General features: G+C 69.2%; 14 protein-coding genes. 11 read left to right on the top strand and 3 right to left on the bottom strand.

The genetic code is table 11. From position 1 onward, the window contains the following. Window positions 1–9: 9 nt before the first annotated feature. Entirely contained in the window at window positions 10–1,758 is a 1,749-nt protein-coding gene (locus tag OG735_RS39075; RefSeq protein WP_327327882.1) for a glycosyltransferase family 2 protein, read from the top strand. Then, window positions 1,755–2,879 carry a glycoside hydrolase family 26 protein gene (locus tag OG735_RS39070; protein ID WP_327327881.1) on the top strand — a complete coding sequence of 375 codons (1,125 nt, stop codon included), beginning with the start codon at window positions 1,755–1,757 and terminating at the stop codon, window positions 2,877–2,879. The genes OG735_RS39075 and OG735_RS39070 overlap by 4 nt, the downstream gene beginning before the upstream one ends. Before the next feature lie 4 nt (window positions 2,880–2,883). Here OG735_RS39070 and OG735_RS39065 read toward each other — a convergent pair whose 3' ends face one another. Then, window positions 2,884–3,015: a hypothetical protein gene (locus OG735_RS39065; RefSeq protein ID WP_327327880.1), complete on the bottom strand. Its 132-nt coding sequence runs from the start codon at window positions 3,013–3,015 to the stop codon at window positions 2,884–2,886. A 95-nt stretch (window positions 3,016–3,110) separates the two neighbouring features. Next, the gene (locus OG735_RS39060) at window positions 3,111–3,464 is read right to left on the bottom strand and encodes a DUF6333 family protein (RefSeq protein ID WP_327327879.1); all 354 of its coding nucleotides are present in this window, start codon (window positions 3,462–3,464) and stop codon (window positions 3,111–3,113) included. Window positions 3,465–3,749: 285 nt separating this feature from the next. Here OG735_RS39060 and OG735_RS39055 point away from each other — a divergent pair, with 285 nt between their 5' ends. Beyond that, window positions 3,750–4,295, top strand: a complete 546-nt coding sequence (locus OG735_RS39055; RefSeq protein ID WP_327327878.1) for a hypothetical protein — start codon at window positions 3,750–3,752, stop codon at window positions 4,293–4,295. A gap of 138 nt (window positions 4,296–4,433) precedes the next feature. Here the strand turns inward: OG735_RS39055 and OG735_RS39050 are convergent, their stop codons facing one another. Continuing rightward, the gene (locus OG735_RS39050) at window positions 4,434–5,276 is read right to left on the bottom strand and encodes a hypothetical protein (RefSeq protein ID WP_327327877.1); all 843 of its coding nucleotides are present in this window, start codon (window positions 5,274–5,276) and stop codon (window positions 4,434–4,436) included. 358 nt (window positions 5,277–5,634) lie between these two features. Here OG735_RS39050 and OG735_RS39045 point away from each other — a divergent pair, with 358 nt between their 5' ends. The 8 genes from OG735_RS39045 to OG735_RS39010 all read left to right on the top strand — a co-directional run bounded on the left by OG735_RS39045 (window position 5,635) and on the right by OG735_RS39010 (window position 16,967). Next, window positions 5,635–6,330, top strand: coding sequence for a L,D-transpeptidase (locus tag OG735_RS39045; RefSeq protein ID WP_327327876.1), 696 nt, complete (start codon window positions 5,635–5,637; stop codon window positions 6,328–6,330). Between the two features lie 308 nt (window positions 6,331–6,638). After that, entirely contained in the window at window positions 6,639–7,433 is a 795-nt protein-coding gene (locus OG735_RS39040) for an oxidoreductase (RefSeq protein ID WP_327328607.1), read from the top strand. Between the two features lie 740 nt (window positions 7,434–8,173). Next, the gene (locus OG735_RS39035; protein ID WP_327327875.1) at window positions 8,174–9,172 is read left to right on the top strand and encodes a 3-oxoacyl-ACP synthase III family protein; all 999 of its coding nucleotides are present in this window, start codon (window positions 8,174–8,176) and stop codon (window positions 9,170–9,172) included. A gap of 2 nt (window positions 9,173–9,174) precedes the next feature. Next, a complete protein-coding gene (locus OG735_RS39030) occupies window positions 9,175–10,122 on the top strand; it encodes a hypothetical protein (RefSeq protein ID WP_327327874.1) in 948 nt (315 codons plus the stop codon). Continuing rightward, entirely contained in the window at window positions 10,122–12,089 is a 1,968-nt protein-coding gene (locus OG735_RS39025; protein ID WP_327327873.1) for a fatty acid CoA ligase family protein, read from the top strand. Before OG735_RS39030 ends, OG735_RS39025 begins: the two co-directional genes overlap by 1 nt. Next, window positions 12,047–13,120 (top strand): NAD-dependent epimerase/dehydratase family protein, encoded by a 1,074-nt coding sequence (locus tag OG735_RS39020; RefSeq protein ID WP_327327872.1) that lies wholly within the window; start codon window positions 12,047–12,049, stop codon window positions 13,118–13,120. Before OG735_RS39025 ends, OG735_RS39020 begins: the two co-directional genes overlap by 43 nt. Window positions 13,121–13,122: 2 nt before the next feature. Further along, window positions 13,123–16,293, top strand: a complete 3,171-nt coding sequence (locus OG735_RS39015) for a non-ribosomal peptide synthetase (RefSeq protein ID WP_327327871.1) — start codon at window positions 13,123–13,125, stop codon at window positions 16,291–16,293. Then, window positions 16,290–16,967, top strand: coding sequence for a formyltransferase family protein (locus tag OG735_RS39010; RefSeq protein ID WP_327327870.1), 678 nt, complete (start codon window positions 16,290–16,292; stop codon window positions 16,965–16,967). Before OG735_RS39015 ends, OG735_RS39010 begins: the two co-directional genes overlap by 4 nt. Window positions 16,968–17,012: the final 45 nt, after the last annotated feature.

Raw genomic sequence — 17,012 nt, 5'->3', positions numbered from 1 at the left:
AGGGGGGACATGTCAACATATTCATTGCGGCTGGATCGGCGCGCCGGGAGGAGGAATCGCCGCAACGCTTCAGCCGTCGCTGCCTACGCCCGTGCTGCCCGGACCTGCGGCCCGCTGGCCAACCCGGGCCGGGAAGTGGAGTTCCGCTCGGTGCTGCGACCGGGCCATCGGGTGTCGCTCACAGTTCTGACCGCCACCACCGCCCTGGCCGACATCGTATTCATCGGCTGGCTGCTGCTGCCCGAGCATGTGCCCGGGCCCGGGGTGACCGGCGTCGGTAACGGCTGGCTGTTCCTGGCCCGGCTCGGGTTCTGCTTGGTCATCGCGGTCGAGACGATCAAAATCGTGCAGGCGGTGGCGATCTGGGTGTTCGCCTTCCGGGCGAAGGACCCCATCCCCATGGTGCCGCCGCGCGGACTGCGGGTCGCCATGCTCACCACCATCGTGCCGTCCAAGGAGCCGATTGCCGTCGTTCAGCGGACGCTGCGGGCCATGCTGGAGGTGGCGCGCTGGGACTGCACCGTGGATGTCTGGATCCTGGACGAGGGAAACGATCCGACCGTACGGCAGATGGCCGCGCGCCTGGGGGTCCACCACTTCAGCCGCAAGGACCGGCCGGAGTACAACATGCCGTCCGGCCCGTTCCGTGCGCGTACCAAGTCGGGAAACCACAACGCCTGGCGCGCCGAGCACGAGTACGAGTACGACGTGGTCGCCCAGATGGACCCGGACCACGTGCCGCTGCCCTGCTTCCTGGAGAGGACCCTGGGCTACTTCCACGACCCGGACACCGCGTTTGTAGTAGCCCCCCAGGTGTACGGCAACGCCTACGACAATTGGGTCGCCCACGGCGCCTCGGTGCAGCAGTACCTGTTCAGCAGCATCGTCGAGCGGGGCGGCAACGGTCTGGACGCCCCCTTGCTGATCGGCACCAACCACCTCTACCGGGTCGCCACATGGCAGCAGATCGGCGGCTACCAGGACTCCATCATCGAGGACCATCTGACGAGCATGAGGGTCCACGGCACGCTCAATCCGTCTACCGGAAACGGCTGGAAAGGGGTCTACACCCCCGACGTCGTCGCCGTGGGCGAGGGCCCGACCACCTGGACCGACTACTTCAATCAGCAGAGGCGCTGGGCCTACGGCATCTGGGAGATCAAACTCAACCCGCGGCTGAGGCAGGGCATCCGGCTCCGGCCCCGCCAGCGGCTGCTGTACGACCTCGTTCAGTTCTACTACCCGAGCGTCGCCATGAGCCTGACGCTCGGCACCCTCGCCACCGCCCTGTACATGCTGCTCGGGGTCTCGTCCATCCAACTGCCGGGGCTGCCCTGGTTCCTGCTGTGGTCGGCGGGCATGGGCGGCTCATTCGCCCTGTGGCTCTGGCTGCGCCGATTCAACCTCGCCGAGCATGAGAGGCGGGAGATCGGTATGGCGGGGATCCTCCTGTCGCTCTTCGCCGGGCCCGTCTACATCGCAGCCGCGGCGAACGCCCTGCTGCGCCGACCGCTGGCGTATGTGGTCACCGCCAAGGGCGAGCTGCGCAGTTCGGAGTCGCTGCGCACCTTCCGGCTGCACCTGATGTGGGCCCTGCTGGCCGGGGGTCTGCTGACCGTCAGCTTCCTCCACGACCATGACTACACCGGCATGCGGATCTGGACGCTGCTGGCCCTTGCGGCCGGCTCTGCCCCACCGCTGCTGGCCCTGGCCCAAGGTGTCTCCACACGCTTGCGCACCGCGAGGGCCGACCGGTGAGGGTCACTACCCCAAGGGTGCTCGCGCTGCTGTGTGCCGCCCTACTGTCCTGGTACACCTTCCAGGTGGCGCCGGATCTGGCGGACCGCGAACGCCGCGAGGCAGCCGCGCGCGCCGACGCAGTGCTGCCACCGACAACCGTGCTGCCGGACGACGATCGCACGTCGCACCCCCCCGCCCCGCAGAGGCCCACGGTCTTCTTCCCCGCCGCGGGAAAGGCGTTCATCGGCGTCTTCACCTCCGCGGGCACCCACAGCTTCACAGAGGCAGCCGATTTTGCCCGGCAGACCCGGCACCGCCCGCAGGTGTACGAGTTCTCGGCCGACTGGGAGACCGATCACTTCGACGCTCAGGCCATCAACCGTGTGGCCAAGCGGGGCATGCTGCCCATGGTCGCCTGGGAGCCATGGGACCACAGAGCCGAGGCGGAGGAACCCACGCTGCGTGGAGAGCAGTCCGAGTACCGGCTGTCGAGGATCATCCACGGCTCCTTCGATTCATACATACGGTCATGGGCGCTGGGCATCAAGTCGCTCAGCTACCCGGTGGCCATCCGCTTCGCTCACGAGATGAACGGCTACTGGTACCCCTGGTGCGAGCAGTCCAACAGCAACCGCCGTGGGGAGTACGTCCGAGCGTGGCGTCATGTGCACAAGATCTTTGACGCGGTGGGAGCACGTAATGCCCTGTGGGTGTGGAGCCCCAACGTCAGCTACACGAACTCCACACCGCTTACCCGGCTCTACCCGGGAGACGCATACGTGGACTGGGTGGGGCTGTCCGGCTACTACGGCACCGTGGGCAAGGAGAACTACCAGTCGTTCGACCACCTCTTCACTCCGACGAGGACCGAACTGCGCCGCTTCACCCGCAAGCCACTCGTCATCACCGAACTCGGCGCCACGGACGCCGCCGGGCGGAAAGCAGAGTGGATCACCGGCATGTTCCGTGCGCTGCCGCGCCACCGCGACATCATCGGCATCATCTGGTACCAGGCGGTGAAGGAGATCGACTGGCGCGTGGGCACGTCCCACGCATCTTCAGCCGCCTTCACCACCGGGGCCTTGGCGAGCCGGTACCAGCAGAAGTGGGAGCCAGGTATGGCGCCACGTCTTCGGTAACCATTCAACGGTGCGGATGCGGGACGACTTGATATCTCTCGCCGCCGTACAGGGACTCGTACCGGATCTCGAGCGCGAGCCGTCGATTGACTTCGCCGTCGACGGTCAGAGTGCTGCCGACGATTACTGCTGGCACAAGTCCAGAGTTGACGCATCTGATCCCTGCCTGCCTCCTGGAGGCCAGCCTCACCAGACGGCATGTCCCGCCAACTCGCTTGTGTTTTCGGATCGTTACGGCGCTCGGCCAGCTCGTCCGCCTGCTCCGCGAGGGGGAAGGCCCCCGGCGAATACCAGGGCGGGATCGTTGATCTCGGTCACCGTTCCCCGGCATCCGACGCTGACCAGGTCGAGGTCCGCGCGGGTGGCGAAGGGAAGCCGCTCGGTCGCCTCGATCCGGTCGACCTCCTCCACCACTGTGTCGATGGTGCCGAACGCACCGGCGAACTCCCGTGCCCGTGCCGGGTCATGAGCGGGCAGAACCCTTCCGCCGGCGGGGAAGGGCCGCTCGATGAGGGTGAGCCTGAACTCCCCGTGTTGCGCGATGCCCTCCTCCGGCGGGCAGTCCCGGAAGTCGTTGTCAGTCATCGGATACCTCCGTGGATATCAGGGCGACCGTGGCCCGTCGCCCTTCCCTCGCCGGCTCCCGCGCCCCTCCTCTGCCGGTTCGGAATGAGCCATTGCCGGTCTGCCCTCGGAACCTCGACCTGGTGGCGCTCACAGACTGCCCGCAGCCCGTTACACAGGGTGTACGCCCATGCCGGAGGCAATGACGGCGGCTCCCGGAGAGCGGAGGGTTCCGGCCGGGAGGGCGGCCGACACGGCCCAGTGGGTGCAGACGGGGCGCCGCGCGGTCTCCTAGCCTCCCTCGCCATGCGCCTCACACACCTGAGACGGATCGCCCTCGCCGCGGTCCTCGCCATCGCCGTCGCCCTCCTCGGACTGGCCCAGCCGGCCGCTGCCGACACACCCGACCTGACCTTCACCGTCGATCAGCCGGTCGCGGCCCCGGGCTCCACCGTGAACCTGACGATGACGCTCACCAACAACCAGGCCACCGACGTCGCGTTCGTCTATCAGTCGATTCAGCCGACCTGGGCCACATCACAACGCAGCGATCTCAAGTACTCGTTCACTTCGTGCGCCTCCGAGGGCGCCACGTGTACCGGCACCGGCACGACCGGGCTCGGAGTGAACTACGCCCTCCCCCTCGCCCCGGGCGCCAGCCGCACCGTCACTCTCACGTTCCAGATCGCCCCCGACTCCGGCTGCAACGGCAGCATCTCGTTCTACTCGTACCTCTACTACGAGTACAACGGACACCAGAGCGCCATGGACGGCATCCACAACACCCCTGTCACCCAGGTGGACTGCCCTCCCGCTCCGCAACCGGGCTCCTCGAACGCAGACCACTCCTGACCCCAAGTGGCCGGCGAGCAGGGCAGGCGACCCCGGCAGAAACACACCGGGGTCGCCTGCCCTGCCGCCGGGCGGCCACAGCGCGGGACAACCAGCCCGGCCCCAGCCGACAGTCCCTGGGGTGAGCTTGCCGCCGGGTCAGCCGGTGCGCACCGCCGTGACGGTGAAGCGTTCGACCTCGGCGATGTGCCCGCCGGTGGAGGCGACAACCGTGAGCACCGGGTCGCGGGCGCCGGAGAAGGTCACCGACTGTTTCCAGGGCTGGCCGTTGCCGCCCGCCGAGGTGCAGCACGAGGTGCCCAACGGCGCCGCGGACGACGGCTGGCGTACCTGCACGCGGATGCTCTCGTCCACGCCGGTGATCCGCCCGCCGATCAGCATCGGGGATCGTACGAGCGCCCCGTAAGCGGGCATGGTCAGGGAGAACGTCGTGTCGTCGGTACCCACGACCTCCCACGGGGCGTCCGGGCCGGTGCCGTACCGCACGAGGTGGACAATCGCCGCGGTGCCGCCCTCGGACCCGCGCAGTGCGACGCCGATGCGGGCGTGCGGACCCTTGACGGTATGCGCGGAGATTCGGCCGATGTCCCGGAAGCCGAGGTAGCCCTGGGTGAAGGACAGTGCGGTCCGGTCCGGGTCGAGATGCCAGGGCTGGTGTCCCCCGGAGTGATAGTCACGCTGCCACGCCTGGGCCTCGGCGAGCGTGGCGAACGGCCAGATCGGCTGGAGGCGCCCGGAGCCGAGCGCCGGCGCGCTGCCGCCGGGTGCGGGCGTGGTCGGCGCTTGCGTGTCCGGCGATGTGGTCGCCGACGGGGCCGAGGGAACGGGCGTGGTGGGCGACTGCGACGGCGAGGACGTCCCCGGTGCGGCGGAAGGCGATCCCGACGCGTCCGGGGGCCCGCCAGAACTCCCGCAGGCGGTGAGCATCAGGCCGGTCACGGCTGTTGCGGCGAAGAGTCGGAATGGGAGCCAGATGTTCATAGGTGCCCCAAAAAAACGTGTACCGACCGCCGGTACGGTCTGTGCGCCTATCGTGCCACCAGTCCGGTTCGCGTCACAGACCCCCGGCCCGGTCGTGTCCCCGTAGGCCGAGCGCCCATCGGCCTGCCGCTGGGCGATGACTCGCCCGTGATGGTGATCGTCGGCGAGCTGGGCATTGTCGTAGCGGCACTCCCCACCACGTAGCGCCGCCCATCGCGGCCTCGGAGTCCCCGGCCCACCATGTCGCCCGCCTGGGCAGCTGTTACGGAACCGTCTTCTCTCCCCGTGCAACTACTACGCCCCCTCTGCCGTCTACCAGGCGGAACTCGCAACACGCCCGCATAAGGAGTCGACAGCCGTGGGGGACATACGCCGACGAGGAGTCGTCGCACTCGGGATCACCGCGCTGGTGGCCCCGCTCACTCTGGCCATGGGAACCACGACCGCTCAGGCGGCCTCGTGCACAACGCGGACCGGGGCGTACCAGAAGCAGGTCGAGAAGTTCCTCGGCCGCCCGGTGGACGGAAAACAGTCGGCCGCCGACTGCAAGGCGATCCAGGCATTCCAGACGAAGCACTCGATCAGCCCGAACGCCGGACTGGCGGGACCCATCACCTGGGGCGTCATGGATCTCATGAACAAGCAGAAAGCCGTCGGGAAGAGCCCGAACAAGTCCGGCAAGTGCCCCACAAACAAGGGCCGCGTCGCCTGCGTCGACCTGACAGTCCAGCTCAGCTGGATCCAGGACGGCGGCAAGCTGGTGTACGGACCGGTCGCGGTGCGTACCGGTCGCGACGGATACGAGACGCGGACCGGCCTGAAGAAGATCTACTGGCGCGACATCGACCACGTGTCCACCCTCTACAACGTGCCGATGCCGTACAGCCAGTTCTTCGACCGCGGCCAGGCCTTCCACTCCGTGGGCATCAGCGTCTGGGCACCGCCCGGCTCGCACGGGTGCGTGAACATGACCAAGAGCGACGCCGCCAAGTACTGGAGCCTGCTCCGCAACGGTGACGACGTCTTCGTCTACGGCCGCAAGCCCGGAACCTGAGACACCTCACAACCCGGCAGTGCCCGCACAAGCGCCCGGAGGGGGCCGGAACCATGTTCCGGCCCCCTCCGGGCGTACTTGTCATGGGACACACAGACGGTGGCCGGCAGTGCCGGTGAAGCCGCAGCAGCCGGCCACCGCCCAAGGCCGCGACAACGGGGGCCGACCTGGAGGAGGCGCACGATCGACTCCTCCCCCGACGAGCTCGTGGCGATGGGCATCTGCGCTGGTACAAGGCGTAATACTGACTCCATGCGCCCGATTTGGGTGGATTTCATGCTGGGTTCATGACGCAGGAGTGCATGCCGATGGATCTGAACCTCACCGACAAGGTCGCCGTCGTCACTGGTGCCAGCAAGGGCATCGGCTTGGCCGTCGCCGAGGCGCTCGGCCGTGAAGGCGCGCGTGTCGTCGCCGGCAGCCGTACCGAGACCCCTCAGCTTGCTGCGCTGCGCGAGAGGTACGACGTCGCCTTCACCCCCGTCGACCTGGCCACCGCCGACGGTGCGGGCCTGCTGGTCCAGGCTGCAGCGGACCGACACGGCAGGATCGACCTGCTGGTCAACAACCTCGGCGCGACCCGCCCCCGCTCCGGCTTCCTGGACGTCGATGACGCCGAGTGGGAACGGGTCTTCGATCTGACGTTCTTCAGTGCGGTCCGCGCCAGCCGTGCCGCGCTGCCGCATCTACTCGCCGTGGGCGGCGGGGCAATCGTCAACATCAGTTCCCTCAACGCCCGGCTGCCCTTCCCCATGGTGGTGGATTACTCAGCGGCCAAAGCCGCGTTGAGCAACCTCACCAAGGCTTTGTCGGAGGAGTTCGCCCCGCGCGGCGTACGCGTCAACGCCATCGCTCCCGGGCCGGTCCGGACCCCGTTCTGGACCGACCCCGGTGGCTTCGCCGACACCGTCGCCGCCGGCGCGGGCAGTACCACCGAGGAGGCCCTGGTCGATGTCGTGCCCCGGCAGATGGGCATCTCCACCGGACGGATCACCGAGCCCCAGGAGGTGGCCGACCTCGCTGTCTTCCTGGCCTCCCCCCGCGCCGGCAACATCACCGGTGCCGAATTCGTCATCGACGGCGGCCAGATCAAGACCACCTGACCGCTGTCGAATCTTGTCCGGCTGATGCCGCCCCATGCCACTTGGGCCCGAGGGGTGCGGTGGTCAGCGGAATGCGGTATCCGTTCCTATTGCCTCCACCGCGTCCAACTCGTCCGGCCGGGACTGGAGATGCGTGTCGCGGTTTTCCGGTCGCAGCCGGGCACCCGTACGTGAACGCGCAATACGCTCACAGGCCCGTGCCCCCAGGTGCGACTGTTCATCTGCGCGGCGGCGGCCGGCGCAGAGCACCACATTCCTATGATCGAGATCCGGACAGACATCGCGGCGGATTATGCACAACCAGCGCTCTCGAAAACCGGGTTCTCCTCTCCGCATCCGGCAGGCGCGGCGAGGCGAGCCCCGCAGCACCGGCGCGATTCCACCGAGGAAGGTACCGTCCCTCCAGCCCGCTCCGGTATTCCGCGCCGAACTCGCCGGCATCCTGCCGCAATATCGGCAGCCGATTTTCGGCCATCACGCTCGGCAACATCCCTGTAACCACAGAGTGGTGATCATCACAGGCTCGTGGTGTCAGACCCCCTGAGCAGTGCGCTAACGTCATCGGGCGGCGCACCGAAGTCGGGGATTTCATGAACCATGACCAGGCCGACTCGGCGATGAAGCCGGAATCAATTGAGGCTTTCACCCGTCAGCGCGCCGCGTGAACAAGGAATCACCAGGAGAGGTTTATGAATAAGAGTCGATTAGAGTCCATCGGGACATATATCCCCTCGGCTGTTATGAGTACTCCGCAGCTCCTCACCCGCATGGAGAAATCTCCGGAATTCGACCTCTTCAAGATCACCGGAATGGCCGAGCGCCGCGTCGCGGACGACACTGCCGACCTCCCCGAGGACTGCCTCACGATGGCAGTCTCGGCAGCCCGCGACTGCCTGGATCGCTCCCGCTACGCCCCGGCCGAGATCGACGTCGTGGTCTCCTGCTCCATCAGCCGCACGACGGACGGCCGGCGACACCAGTTCGAGCCGTCATTCGCCCACCGCATCGCCAAGGAGATCGGCGCCAACTCCGCCATTCACTTCGATGTCTCCAACGCCTGCGCGGGCATGATGACCGGCGTCTACCTGCTGGACCGGATGATCCGCTCCGGTGAAGTGCGCAACGGCCTGGTGCTCAGTGGGGAGCACATCACCCCGATCGCCTTCACTGCCGCGCGCGAGATGGAGGACAGCCGGGACCCCCAGTTCGCGTCCCTCTCCGTGGGCGACTCGGCCGTCGCCGTGATGGTCGATCGCGCCACCGACGAAGCGGACGTGATCCACGACATCGAGCTGATGACCTGCTCGGAGTACTCGCATCTGTGCCTGGGCATGCCCAGTGACGACACCGGCGATCTGGCCATGTACACGAACAACAAAGAGATGCACGCCCAGGACAGGCTCTCGCTGTGGCCGACGTTCCACCGCGACAAGCTGGCCGAAGACGGTCGCCAATTCGCTGACGAGGGATACGACTTCGTCGTCCAGCACCAGGTCGGCAGCCGGTTCATCGACTTCATGAACCACGTGGGCGAGAACATCTTCGACACACCGATGCCGCAGACGCTCTCGGTCGTCGAGAAGTTCGCCAACACCGCGACCACCTCCCACTACCTGGTACTCCACCAGGCACTGGCGGAAAGCCGAATACCCAAGGGGTCCAAGATCCTCCTGGTACCCGCCGCCTCGGGTGTGGTGACCGGTTTCCTGTCCGCGACCGTCTCCTCGCTGGAGGTATGACCATGGCCACCGTCATCACCTCCACCGCCGTCAGCCCGGTCGACGACACCGGCAGCGCGATCGGGTACGCGGCATCGGCCGGCAGTGCCTGCCTGGAACAAGCCGGGCTCACCGCCGCGGACGTCGACGTCCTGATCAACGTCGGTGTCTACCGCGACTCCAACATCTCCGAACCGTCCGTCGCCGCGCTCATCCAAAAGCGCATCGGTATCAACCTCGACTACCTGCACGCCCCCGACAGGCGGGCCGCGTTCTCGTTCGACCTCATGAACGGCGCCTGCGGCGTGCTCAACGCCGTCCAGGCGGCCAGTGCCCTGCTGGCAACCGGGAGCGCCCGCCGGGTGTTGGTGGTCTCCGCCGACACGCATCCCTCGATGGACCCGTCGAAGGCGGGTACTGCCGAGTTCCCGTACGCGAGCACCGGCGCGGCGCTGCTGCTGGAACGCACCGACGACGCCCGTGGCTTCGGCCGGGTGCACCACCGATCGACGCTGGGGACACACGGCGTCAACGGGTATCTGCCGCTGCGCGAGGTCGGCTCCGAGGGGCGCAACACCATCGTCGTCGACCGCGACGGCGGCGTACTCGAGCTGATGCTCGACCTGGCCGTCGACTCCGTACTCGGCTGCCTCGCGGCCGAGGAGGGCACCGACGCCGACGAAGCGACAGCGGTACTCGACCGCACGCTCCTGATCACCTCCCAGCCGTCGCCCGACTTCCCCGCCCAGCTCGCCAAGCGCCTGGGCGTGGCATCCGATGCCGCGGTCACCGTCGAAGGGGTGCAGGGCGACCCGCACACCTCGGCACTCGCCCACGGCTGGCGACAGGCACAAGACGCGGGCAGGCTCGCGGGCTTCGACCGGATCCTCTTCCTCGCCGTTGGCGCCGGGCTGAGTTCGGCAGCCTCCCTCTACCACCTGGCCTGCGACAGCGACGGAGCGGCGCGCTGATGCCTGGCACCACAACCGGACTGCGCCAGGACACGTTCCTGACCGAACTGCTTGCCCGGCACGCCGTCCGCACGCCCGACAAGCCGGCCGTCATCCACCCGGACGGCGACCGGATGGAGTCGGCCGGCCGACCTGCCTACGCCTCGGTCGGCTACGCCGAATTCGCCGCCCGCGTCACCGCCTGCGCCGCCGCACTGGAAGAGCACGGCATCCGCCGCGGCACCCGTACAGCCCTGCTGGTGACTCCGGGCGTCGACCTGCTGACGCTGGTCTTCGCTCTGCTGCACGTCGGCGCGGTTCCGGTGGTGGTCGATCCCGGCATGGGGCTGAACCGCATGCTGGACTGCCTTCACCGGGTGGGTGTCCAGGCATTCATCGGCGTACCGGCCGCACACATCCTGCGGCGGCTGCGCCCGCGTGCCTTTGCCGGAGTGCGGAGCCTGATCAAGGTGGGCGGCGGGAGCGGCACCGCGCTGGAGGAGTTGACCGCCCTCGGTGCGGGCCTGCCGCAGCTGCCTCCGCTCAAGTCCGGGCCCGACGACCTCGCACTGATCGGCTACACCACCGGCAGTACCGGCCCGGCCAAGCCCGTCGAGCTGACCGTCGGCATGCTGCGGGGCATGGCGTACGGCGTCGAAAAGGGCCACTTCACCGCCGACATGACAAGCACTCTCGTCACCCTGCCCCTGATGGGCGTGTTCGACCTCGCGGCGGGCCGCACGGCCGTGGTGCCGAAGATGAACATGGGCCGGGTCGGCGCCGCCGACCCGGCACTGCTGACCGACGCGATCCAACGCTTCTCCGTGAACGCCATGTTCGCCTCCCCCGCGCTGCTGGGTCCGCTCTCGGCCCATCTGGCAGCGACCGGCGCCCACGTGCCGTCGCTGCACATGATCGTCTCCGGTGGCGCACCGGTGAGCCCCGAGCTGATGGGCGCGCTGCGCGCCGTACTGCCCGGCGAGGCACGTGTGTTCAGCACCTACGGGGCGACCGAGGCGCTGCCGATAGCACTGGTGGAGAGCAGAGAGGCGCTGGCCGGGCCGGCCGCCGGCCCGGCTGAGGGCCTGGGTGTCTGTGTCGGCCGGCCCGCACCCGGCACAACGGTGCGCACCATCGCGGTCAGCGACGGGCCGGTCCCCCGATGGACCCGCAAACTGCCGGTGGCAGCCGGTGAGATGGGCGAAATCGTGGTCAGCGGTGAGGCGGTCAGCCCGCGCTACTTCCAAACGCCCCAGGCCGACGCCGAACACAAGATCCAGGACGGCGAGCGTCGTTGGCATCGCACCGGTGATGTCGGGTGGATCGACGGTGAGGGAAGGATCTGGTTCTGCGGGCGCAAGAGCCACCGGGTCCGCGCCGCCGACGGCGACCTGCACACGGTGCGCTGCGAGAGCGTCTTCAACACCCACCCGCAGGTGAAGCGCACGGCGCTGGTGGGCTTCGGCCCCTACGGCGAGCAGCGGCCGGTGCTGTGCGTGGAGCTGGCACCTGGCACCGACCGTAAGCAATGGCCCCGGATCGAGGGCGAGTTGCTCGAACTGGGCGCGCGCAGCCCCATGACCAAGGCGATCACGGACTTCCTGCCGCACCCCGCGTTTCCCGTCGACGTCCGCCACAACGCCAAGATCCGCCGGGAGCTGCTGGCCGGATGGGCCGACGACCAGCTCACCGGAAGTCGTCGCCCAACGGCGGCCGACCGGGCGCTGCGCACCGTCCCCCTGCTCGGGTGGGCGTACCTGGTGGCCTGGCCGCTGCTGCCCCTGGACCATGCGGCGCTGACCGCTCTGTGGTGGGTCGACGCCTTCCTGAGCGTTGTCGTCCACGCGGTCCAGATACCGTCCGCGCTGCACGCGGAGCAGGAACTCGCCACCGGGCGCAAACCGTGGGCGACTGCCGCGCTCACGATGCTCTTCGGAGCCACGTGGTGGCGGACACAGCTCCGCAAGAGGAAGGGCGCTTCCGTATGAAGGTGCTGGTGACGGGCGCATCCGGGTTCCTCGGCAGCCATATCGTCGACGCCTGTGTACGGGCCGGCGAACAGGTGCGGGTGCTGGTGCGCGAAGAGAGCGACCTGAGCTATCTGCGCACCGTCGCAGGTATCGAGTTCGCGTACGGCGACCTGCGCGACGCCGCCTCGGTACGCCGGGCGATGATCGGGATCGATGCGGTGCACCACAGCGCGGCGCGGGTCACCGACAGGGGCACCCGCGGCCAGTTCTGGGACGAGAATGTCTCGGGCACGGAGCGACTCATGTCGGCCGCCCGGGAAGCCGGGGCACGACGCTTCGTCTTCATCAGCAGCCCCAGCGCGCTGATGAGCATCCAGGGCGGCGACCGCCTCGACATCGACGAGAGCGAGCCCTTCCCCGCACGCCACCTCAACCTCTACTCGGAGACCAAGGCCGCCGCGGAGCGACTGGTGCTGGCCGCGGACCGCGCGGACTTCACCACCGTCGCGCTGCGCCCGCGCGCCGTGTGGGGCCCGCGCGACCACTCCGGTTTCATGCCGCGGCTGCTCGCGAAGATGATGACGGGCAGCCTGCCCGACCTCTCCGGGGGCAGGCCGGTGTACGCCTCGCTGTGCTACTGCGAGAACGCCGCCGATGCCTGTGTGCGGGCGGCACGTGCAGACGGCGTTGGCGGCAGGGCGTACTTCATAGCCGACGGACAGCCGGTGGAGATCTGGAGCACGCTCGCCGGCCTCGCCGAACGGTTCGGCGGCAGACCTCCGACCAAGCGCGTCTCCCACAGCCTCCTGCGCACAATCGCCTTCACGGCGGACATGGTCTGGAAACTGCCGCCGCTGGCCAAGCACTCCTCGCCTCCGCTCTCCCGCTACTCGCTGGCGCTGCTGACCCGGTCGGCGACGTATGACATATCGGCGGCGCGACGGGATCTGGCGCCGCCACGGGTGGGCCACGAAGCCGGGATGGCTCAACTGGAGGCCTGGATCAACAGCATCGGCGGCGTCAATGAGTTCATCCGGAAGGTGAAATAGCCATGACTGCGCAGCATGCCGCCACGGGCATTGTTCCTGGGGCCGGTACTGGGAGCAGCACCGCCTTCCGCCGGCCCGTCTCACCGACCGAGTGGTCCTATCTGGCGGCAGCCCGTCTGGGTGAGCTACTGGTGCTCCAGCTGGTGGTCGAGGGCACCGGGCCGATCGACGCCCTGGCCTTGAGCCGCGCCGTGGCGCAGGCCTCGGCGTCGTGCCCGGGCTCGCGCCTGGTACGCCGCGGCAGGATGTGGGTCGACAGCGGACTGCCGGCCCGGATCGTGGTCGCCGATGGACGGGCCTTCGACCGCAGTACACTCACCGGCCTGCCGGAGCTCACCGGCCGGCTGGCCGAGGCGGAAGGCCGCTCCGGCTGCGAGGTTCTGCTACTCACCGGCGAACCCAGCACCGTGGTGTTCCGCGCCTCCCACGCCGTGATGGACCTCAAGGGCACGGCGATCTGGGCCGCCGAGGTCTTCCGCGCTCTGCGTGGTGAACCGCTGCACGGCGCCGCCGGTTCGCCGGCCGACTACCAGTTGCTGGACACGCTCGGCCGCCCCGGGCAGCGGCCCCGCCTCGGCCTCGATCAGCGCTCGCCGCTGGCCGGCCGGCCGGGCAGCGGCTCGGTGTGGCGGCGGCGTACGGTTCCGGGCCGACACGCGGCGCTGGCCGCGAAGGTGGCGGCGGCGGTTTCCGGCGCCGTCGGTGGTCCCGCGGCCCGGATCATGGTCCCGGTGGATCTGCGGCGGCACGTCCCGACCGTGTCGTCGACGGCCAACCTGGCGCTGCCGGTGTTCCTCGACGTCCCGGCCGGCCAAGGCACGGATGCGGTGCACCGGCGGTTGCTCAACGCACTGGCCGACCGCCGGGAACTGGCAGCCGGGGCGGAGACGGCGCTCGCCCGGCTGCCGCTGCCCGCAGCCGCAGCACTGATCGGGGCTTCGCGCGCCGCCACGTACGCCCGGCACCGTTATCTGGCGTCGGCAATCGTGTCCAACGCCGGCCGACTGACGCTCGAGGAATTCAGCACTGGGGAGTTCACGGCGGCGACCGTGTACGCCCTGCCGGTGCATGCCCCCCTGGTTCCTGTCAGCATCGCACTGCTCGAACTGCCCGAGCACACCGAACTGGTGATCTCGGCCCGCGGGGCCGCGGACGTGGGCGAGCGCTGCGAGTCGCTGCTGGACCGGATCGAGACCGCGCTGGGCACGGCCGTGCCGGTCTCGTGCGCGCCGCCGACGGCACCGCCTCGCGAGCCCGCCGCCGACCGGCTGCTCGCACCCGGACCTGACGGGCTTCCGCCGCTGGACACCACAGTGGTGCAGCTGTTCCGGGCGCAGGCCGCCCGGCGGCCCGAGGCACCCGCAGTGATCGGCGGCAGCCATTCGTGGTCGTACGGGGATCTGGACCGCCGCTCGGACTCTGTCGCGGCCGTGCTGCTCGCCCGGGGGGTCAAGCGCGGCGAGGTGGTCGGTGTGCTGGCCGACCGCTCGGCGCTCGGCCTGGCCGGGGTCTGGGGTGTCCTCAAGGCGGGCGCCGCGTTCTTGCCCATGGACATCCGCAATCCGGCGCAGCGGGTCAAGGAGCTGCTGCACGACGCTCAGGTCCGCTTCTGTCTGACGGACGCGGCCTCGGCGGACACGGCGGAGGGGGCCGACTGCACAACGATCCTCCTCGAGGATGTCGGCAGCGACCGCACCACGTTCGACGGGCAGCCGCACAGCGTCCTGGCCGCTGCCGCTCCGGACCCGGACGATCTGGCGTACGTGATCTACACGTCCGGTTCCACCGGCAAGCCCAAGGGCGTCCAGATCGAGCACCGGAGCCTCGTCAACGTGGTCGGCTGGATAGCCCCGTTTCTGCGGTGCGACGAGCAGACCCGGCTCGCGTACTCCTTCTCGCCCGGCTTCGACCTCTCGATGATGCAGATCTTCCCGCCGCTGCTGCACGGTGGCGCCGTCGTACCGGTGCCCGGCGAACTCGACCCCGTCAAACTGCGTGAGATGTTCTCGGGGCTGCAAGCCAACACCCTGGCGCTGACCCCGACCCACCTCGAGCTCGCCGCCCGGCTCGGCCTCCGACCGGCCGGCATCCGCGCGCTCCATCTCGGCGGCGAGAACCTCACCACGGCCAGCAGCCAGTGGGCACGCACGTCGTTCGGGCCCGACTGTCTGATCGTCAATATCTACGGCCCCACCGAGGCGACGGTGGCCTGTACGGTCGCCGTCGTCGGCGACGACGACGCCACACGCGCCTCCACGCCGATCGGAGTGCCGGTACACCGCACCTCCGTGGCCGTGCTGGACGAACAGCGAAACGAAGTCCGGGACGGCGAGTTGGGCGAGCTCTATGTAACGGGTGTTCAACTGGCCCGCGGCTACCTCGGCCGCCCCGACCTGACGGCCGACCGCTTCGTCTACCTCCCGGACGGCCGGCGCGCCTACCGGACCGGCGACCTGGTGCAGCAACTGCCGGACGGGCAGCTCGAGTACGCGGGCCGGATCGACACGCAGGTCAAGATCCGGGGTCACCGGGTCGAGCCGGCCGAGGTCGAGGCGGCGCTCACCGCGCTGCCGGACTTCGCACAGGCCACCGTGGTCGCCCGCCGCAGGCACCACACCGGCCCGCAGGCACTGTGCGCCTACGTGGTCCCCGCCGAGGGTGCGGCGCCTCTCGACGAGGCAGCCGTACGGGCGGAGTTGGAGCGTACGCTGCCGTCCCACCTGGTGCCCTCGGTGGTGTGTGCGGTGCCCGGGCTGCCGGAGACGGCCAGCGGCAAGACCGACCGCAACGCGCTGCCGAATCCTTTCGACGAAGCAGACGAAGCAGCGGCAGGGCCGGGGAAGCCGGCCGCCTCGGGAGCGCCCGCCACGAACCCCACGGGCACGAGGCCCCCCGGGGCCCCACGTGCTCCGGGACTCGGCACTGCGGCGGTGACCGCCGGGATCTGGTCCCGCATCCTGCACTGCGATGCCACTCGCCTCGATGCCTCCTCCGACTTCCACGCACTGGGCGGCGACTCTCTCGCCGTCCTGGAGATGCTGGCCGCGCTCGGCGACGAACTACTGGGACAGTCCATGGAACAGCAGTTCCTGACCCAGCTCGGTTCCCTGAGCGAGAATCTGACGCTCGGCCGGGTCGTCGAGACCGTCGACGCGCTGCGGAGCACGTCGTGATCTTCGTCGGCGAGGGCGCGCTGCTCTGGCGCGCCGTACAGCACACTCTGGACAGCGGCCTGGCCGTGGACCTGGTCTGCGGCCCTGCCGCCGCACGGACGGCTCGGCCCGACGTGCCCTTCCTGGCCGCCACGGACGTCAACACCGTCGCTGCCGAACTGGCCGCCGCCTGCACGGACGGCCTTGTCTGGTCGGTCAACAACCGGATGATCTTCCGCGCTCCGGTCCTCTCCACCGGGCTGCGCATCCTGAACGTCCACCACGGCCCGCTACCTGCCTATCGGGGGCTGCCCGAGGTGGCTCTGGTGTACGCGATGCTGCGCGGCGAGCGGGAGTTCTCCGCGACACTCCACCAGGTGGACGAGGGCATCGACACGGGCCGTACGCTGGCCGCCGAGCCTTATCCGATCGGCCCGAACGACCCGTACCACGTGGTGCTGCGCCGCGGCTTACAAACCTGCCACCACCTCTTCGAGCGCTGCCTGTCCCTCGCCGCAGCCGACCCCGAGTGGATCGGCGAGCCCACCCCACCCATGGGGGCCGACGGCGGCTACTTCGGCCGCCAGGCACTGATCCGGCTGCCCGAGCACCGCAGTAACCCGAATTTCGGGCGCGCCACCGACCTGGGCTTCCTGGCCGGCTACCTCCCGGAGCTCGCCGCAGCGCTGGCCTGAAGCCGGGCAGCCATCCGCACCGGCCGCGGGCAGCGGCTGGGTCCT

It is taken from the genome of Streptomyces sp. NBC_01210 (assembly GCF_036010325.1).
Classification (GTDB): Bacteria; Actinomycetota; Actinomycetes; order Streptomycetales; family Streptomycetaceae; genus Streptomyces.
Note: the sequence above shows the minus strand (reverse complement) of the source record. Positions and strands in the feature narration are given on the sequence as shown.

Bases quoted from the DNA above. Each gene is read 5' to 3' on its own strand.
- OG735_RS39030 (WP_327327874.1), top strand. From the start codon at position 9,175: ATGGCCACCGTCATCACCTCCACCGCCGTCAGCCCGGTCGACGACACC.
- OG735_RS39035 (WP_327327875.1), top strand. From the start codon at position 8,174: ATGAGTACTCCGCAGCTCCTCACCCGCATGGAGAAATCTCCGGAATTC.
- OG735_RS39060 (WP_327327879.1), bottom strand. From the start codon at position 3,464: ATGACTGACAACGACTTCCGGGACTGCCCGCCGGAGGAGGGCATCGCG.
- OG735_RS39040 (WP_327328607.1), top strand. From the start codon at position 6,639: ATGGATCTGAACCTCACCGACAAGGTCGCCGTCGTCACTGGTGCCAGC.
- OG735_RS39015 (WP_327327871.1), top strand. From the start codon at position 13,123: ATGACTGCGCAGCATGCCGCCACGGGCATTGTTCCTGGGGCCGGTACT.
- OG735_RS39075 (WP_327327882.1), top strand. From the start codon at position 10: ATGTCAACATATTCATTGCGGCTGGATCGGCGCGCCGGGAGGAGGAAT.
- OG735_RS39025 (WP_327327873.1), top strand. From the start codon at position 10,122: ATGCCTGGCACCACAACCGGACTGCGCCAGGACACGTTCCTGACCGAA.
- OG735_RS39050 (WP_327327877.1), bottom strand. From the start codon at position 5,276: ATGAACATCTGGCTCCCATTCCGACTCTTCGCCGCAACAGCCGTGACC.
- OG735_RS39055 (WP_327327878.1), top strand. From the start codon at position 3,750: ATGCGCCTCACACACCTGAGACGGATCGCCCTCGCCGCGGTCCTCGCC.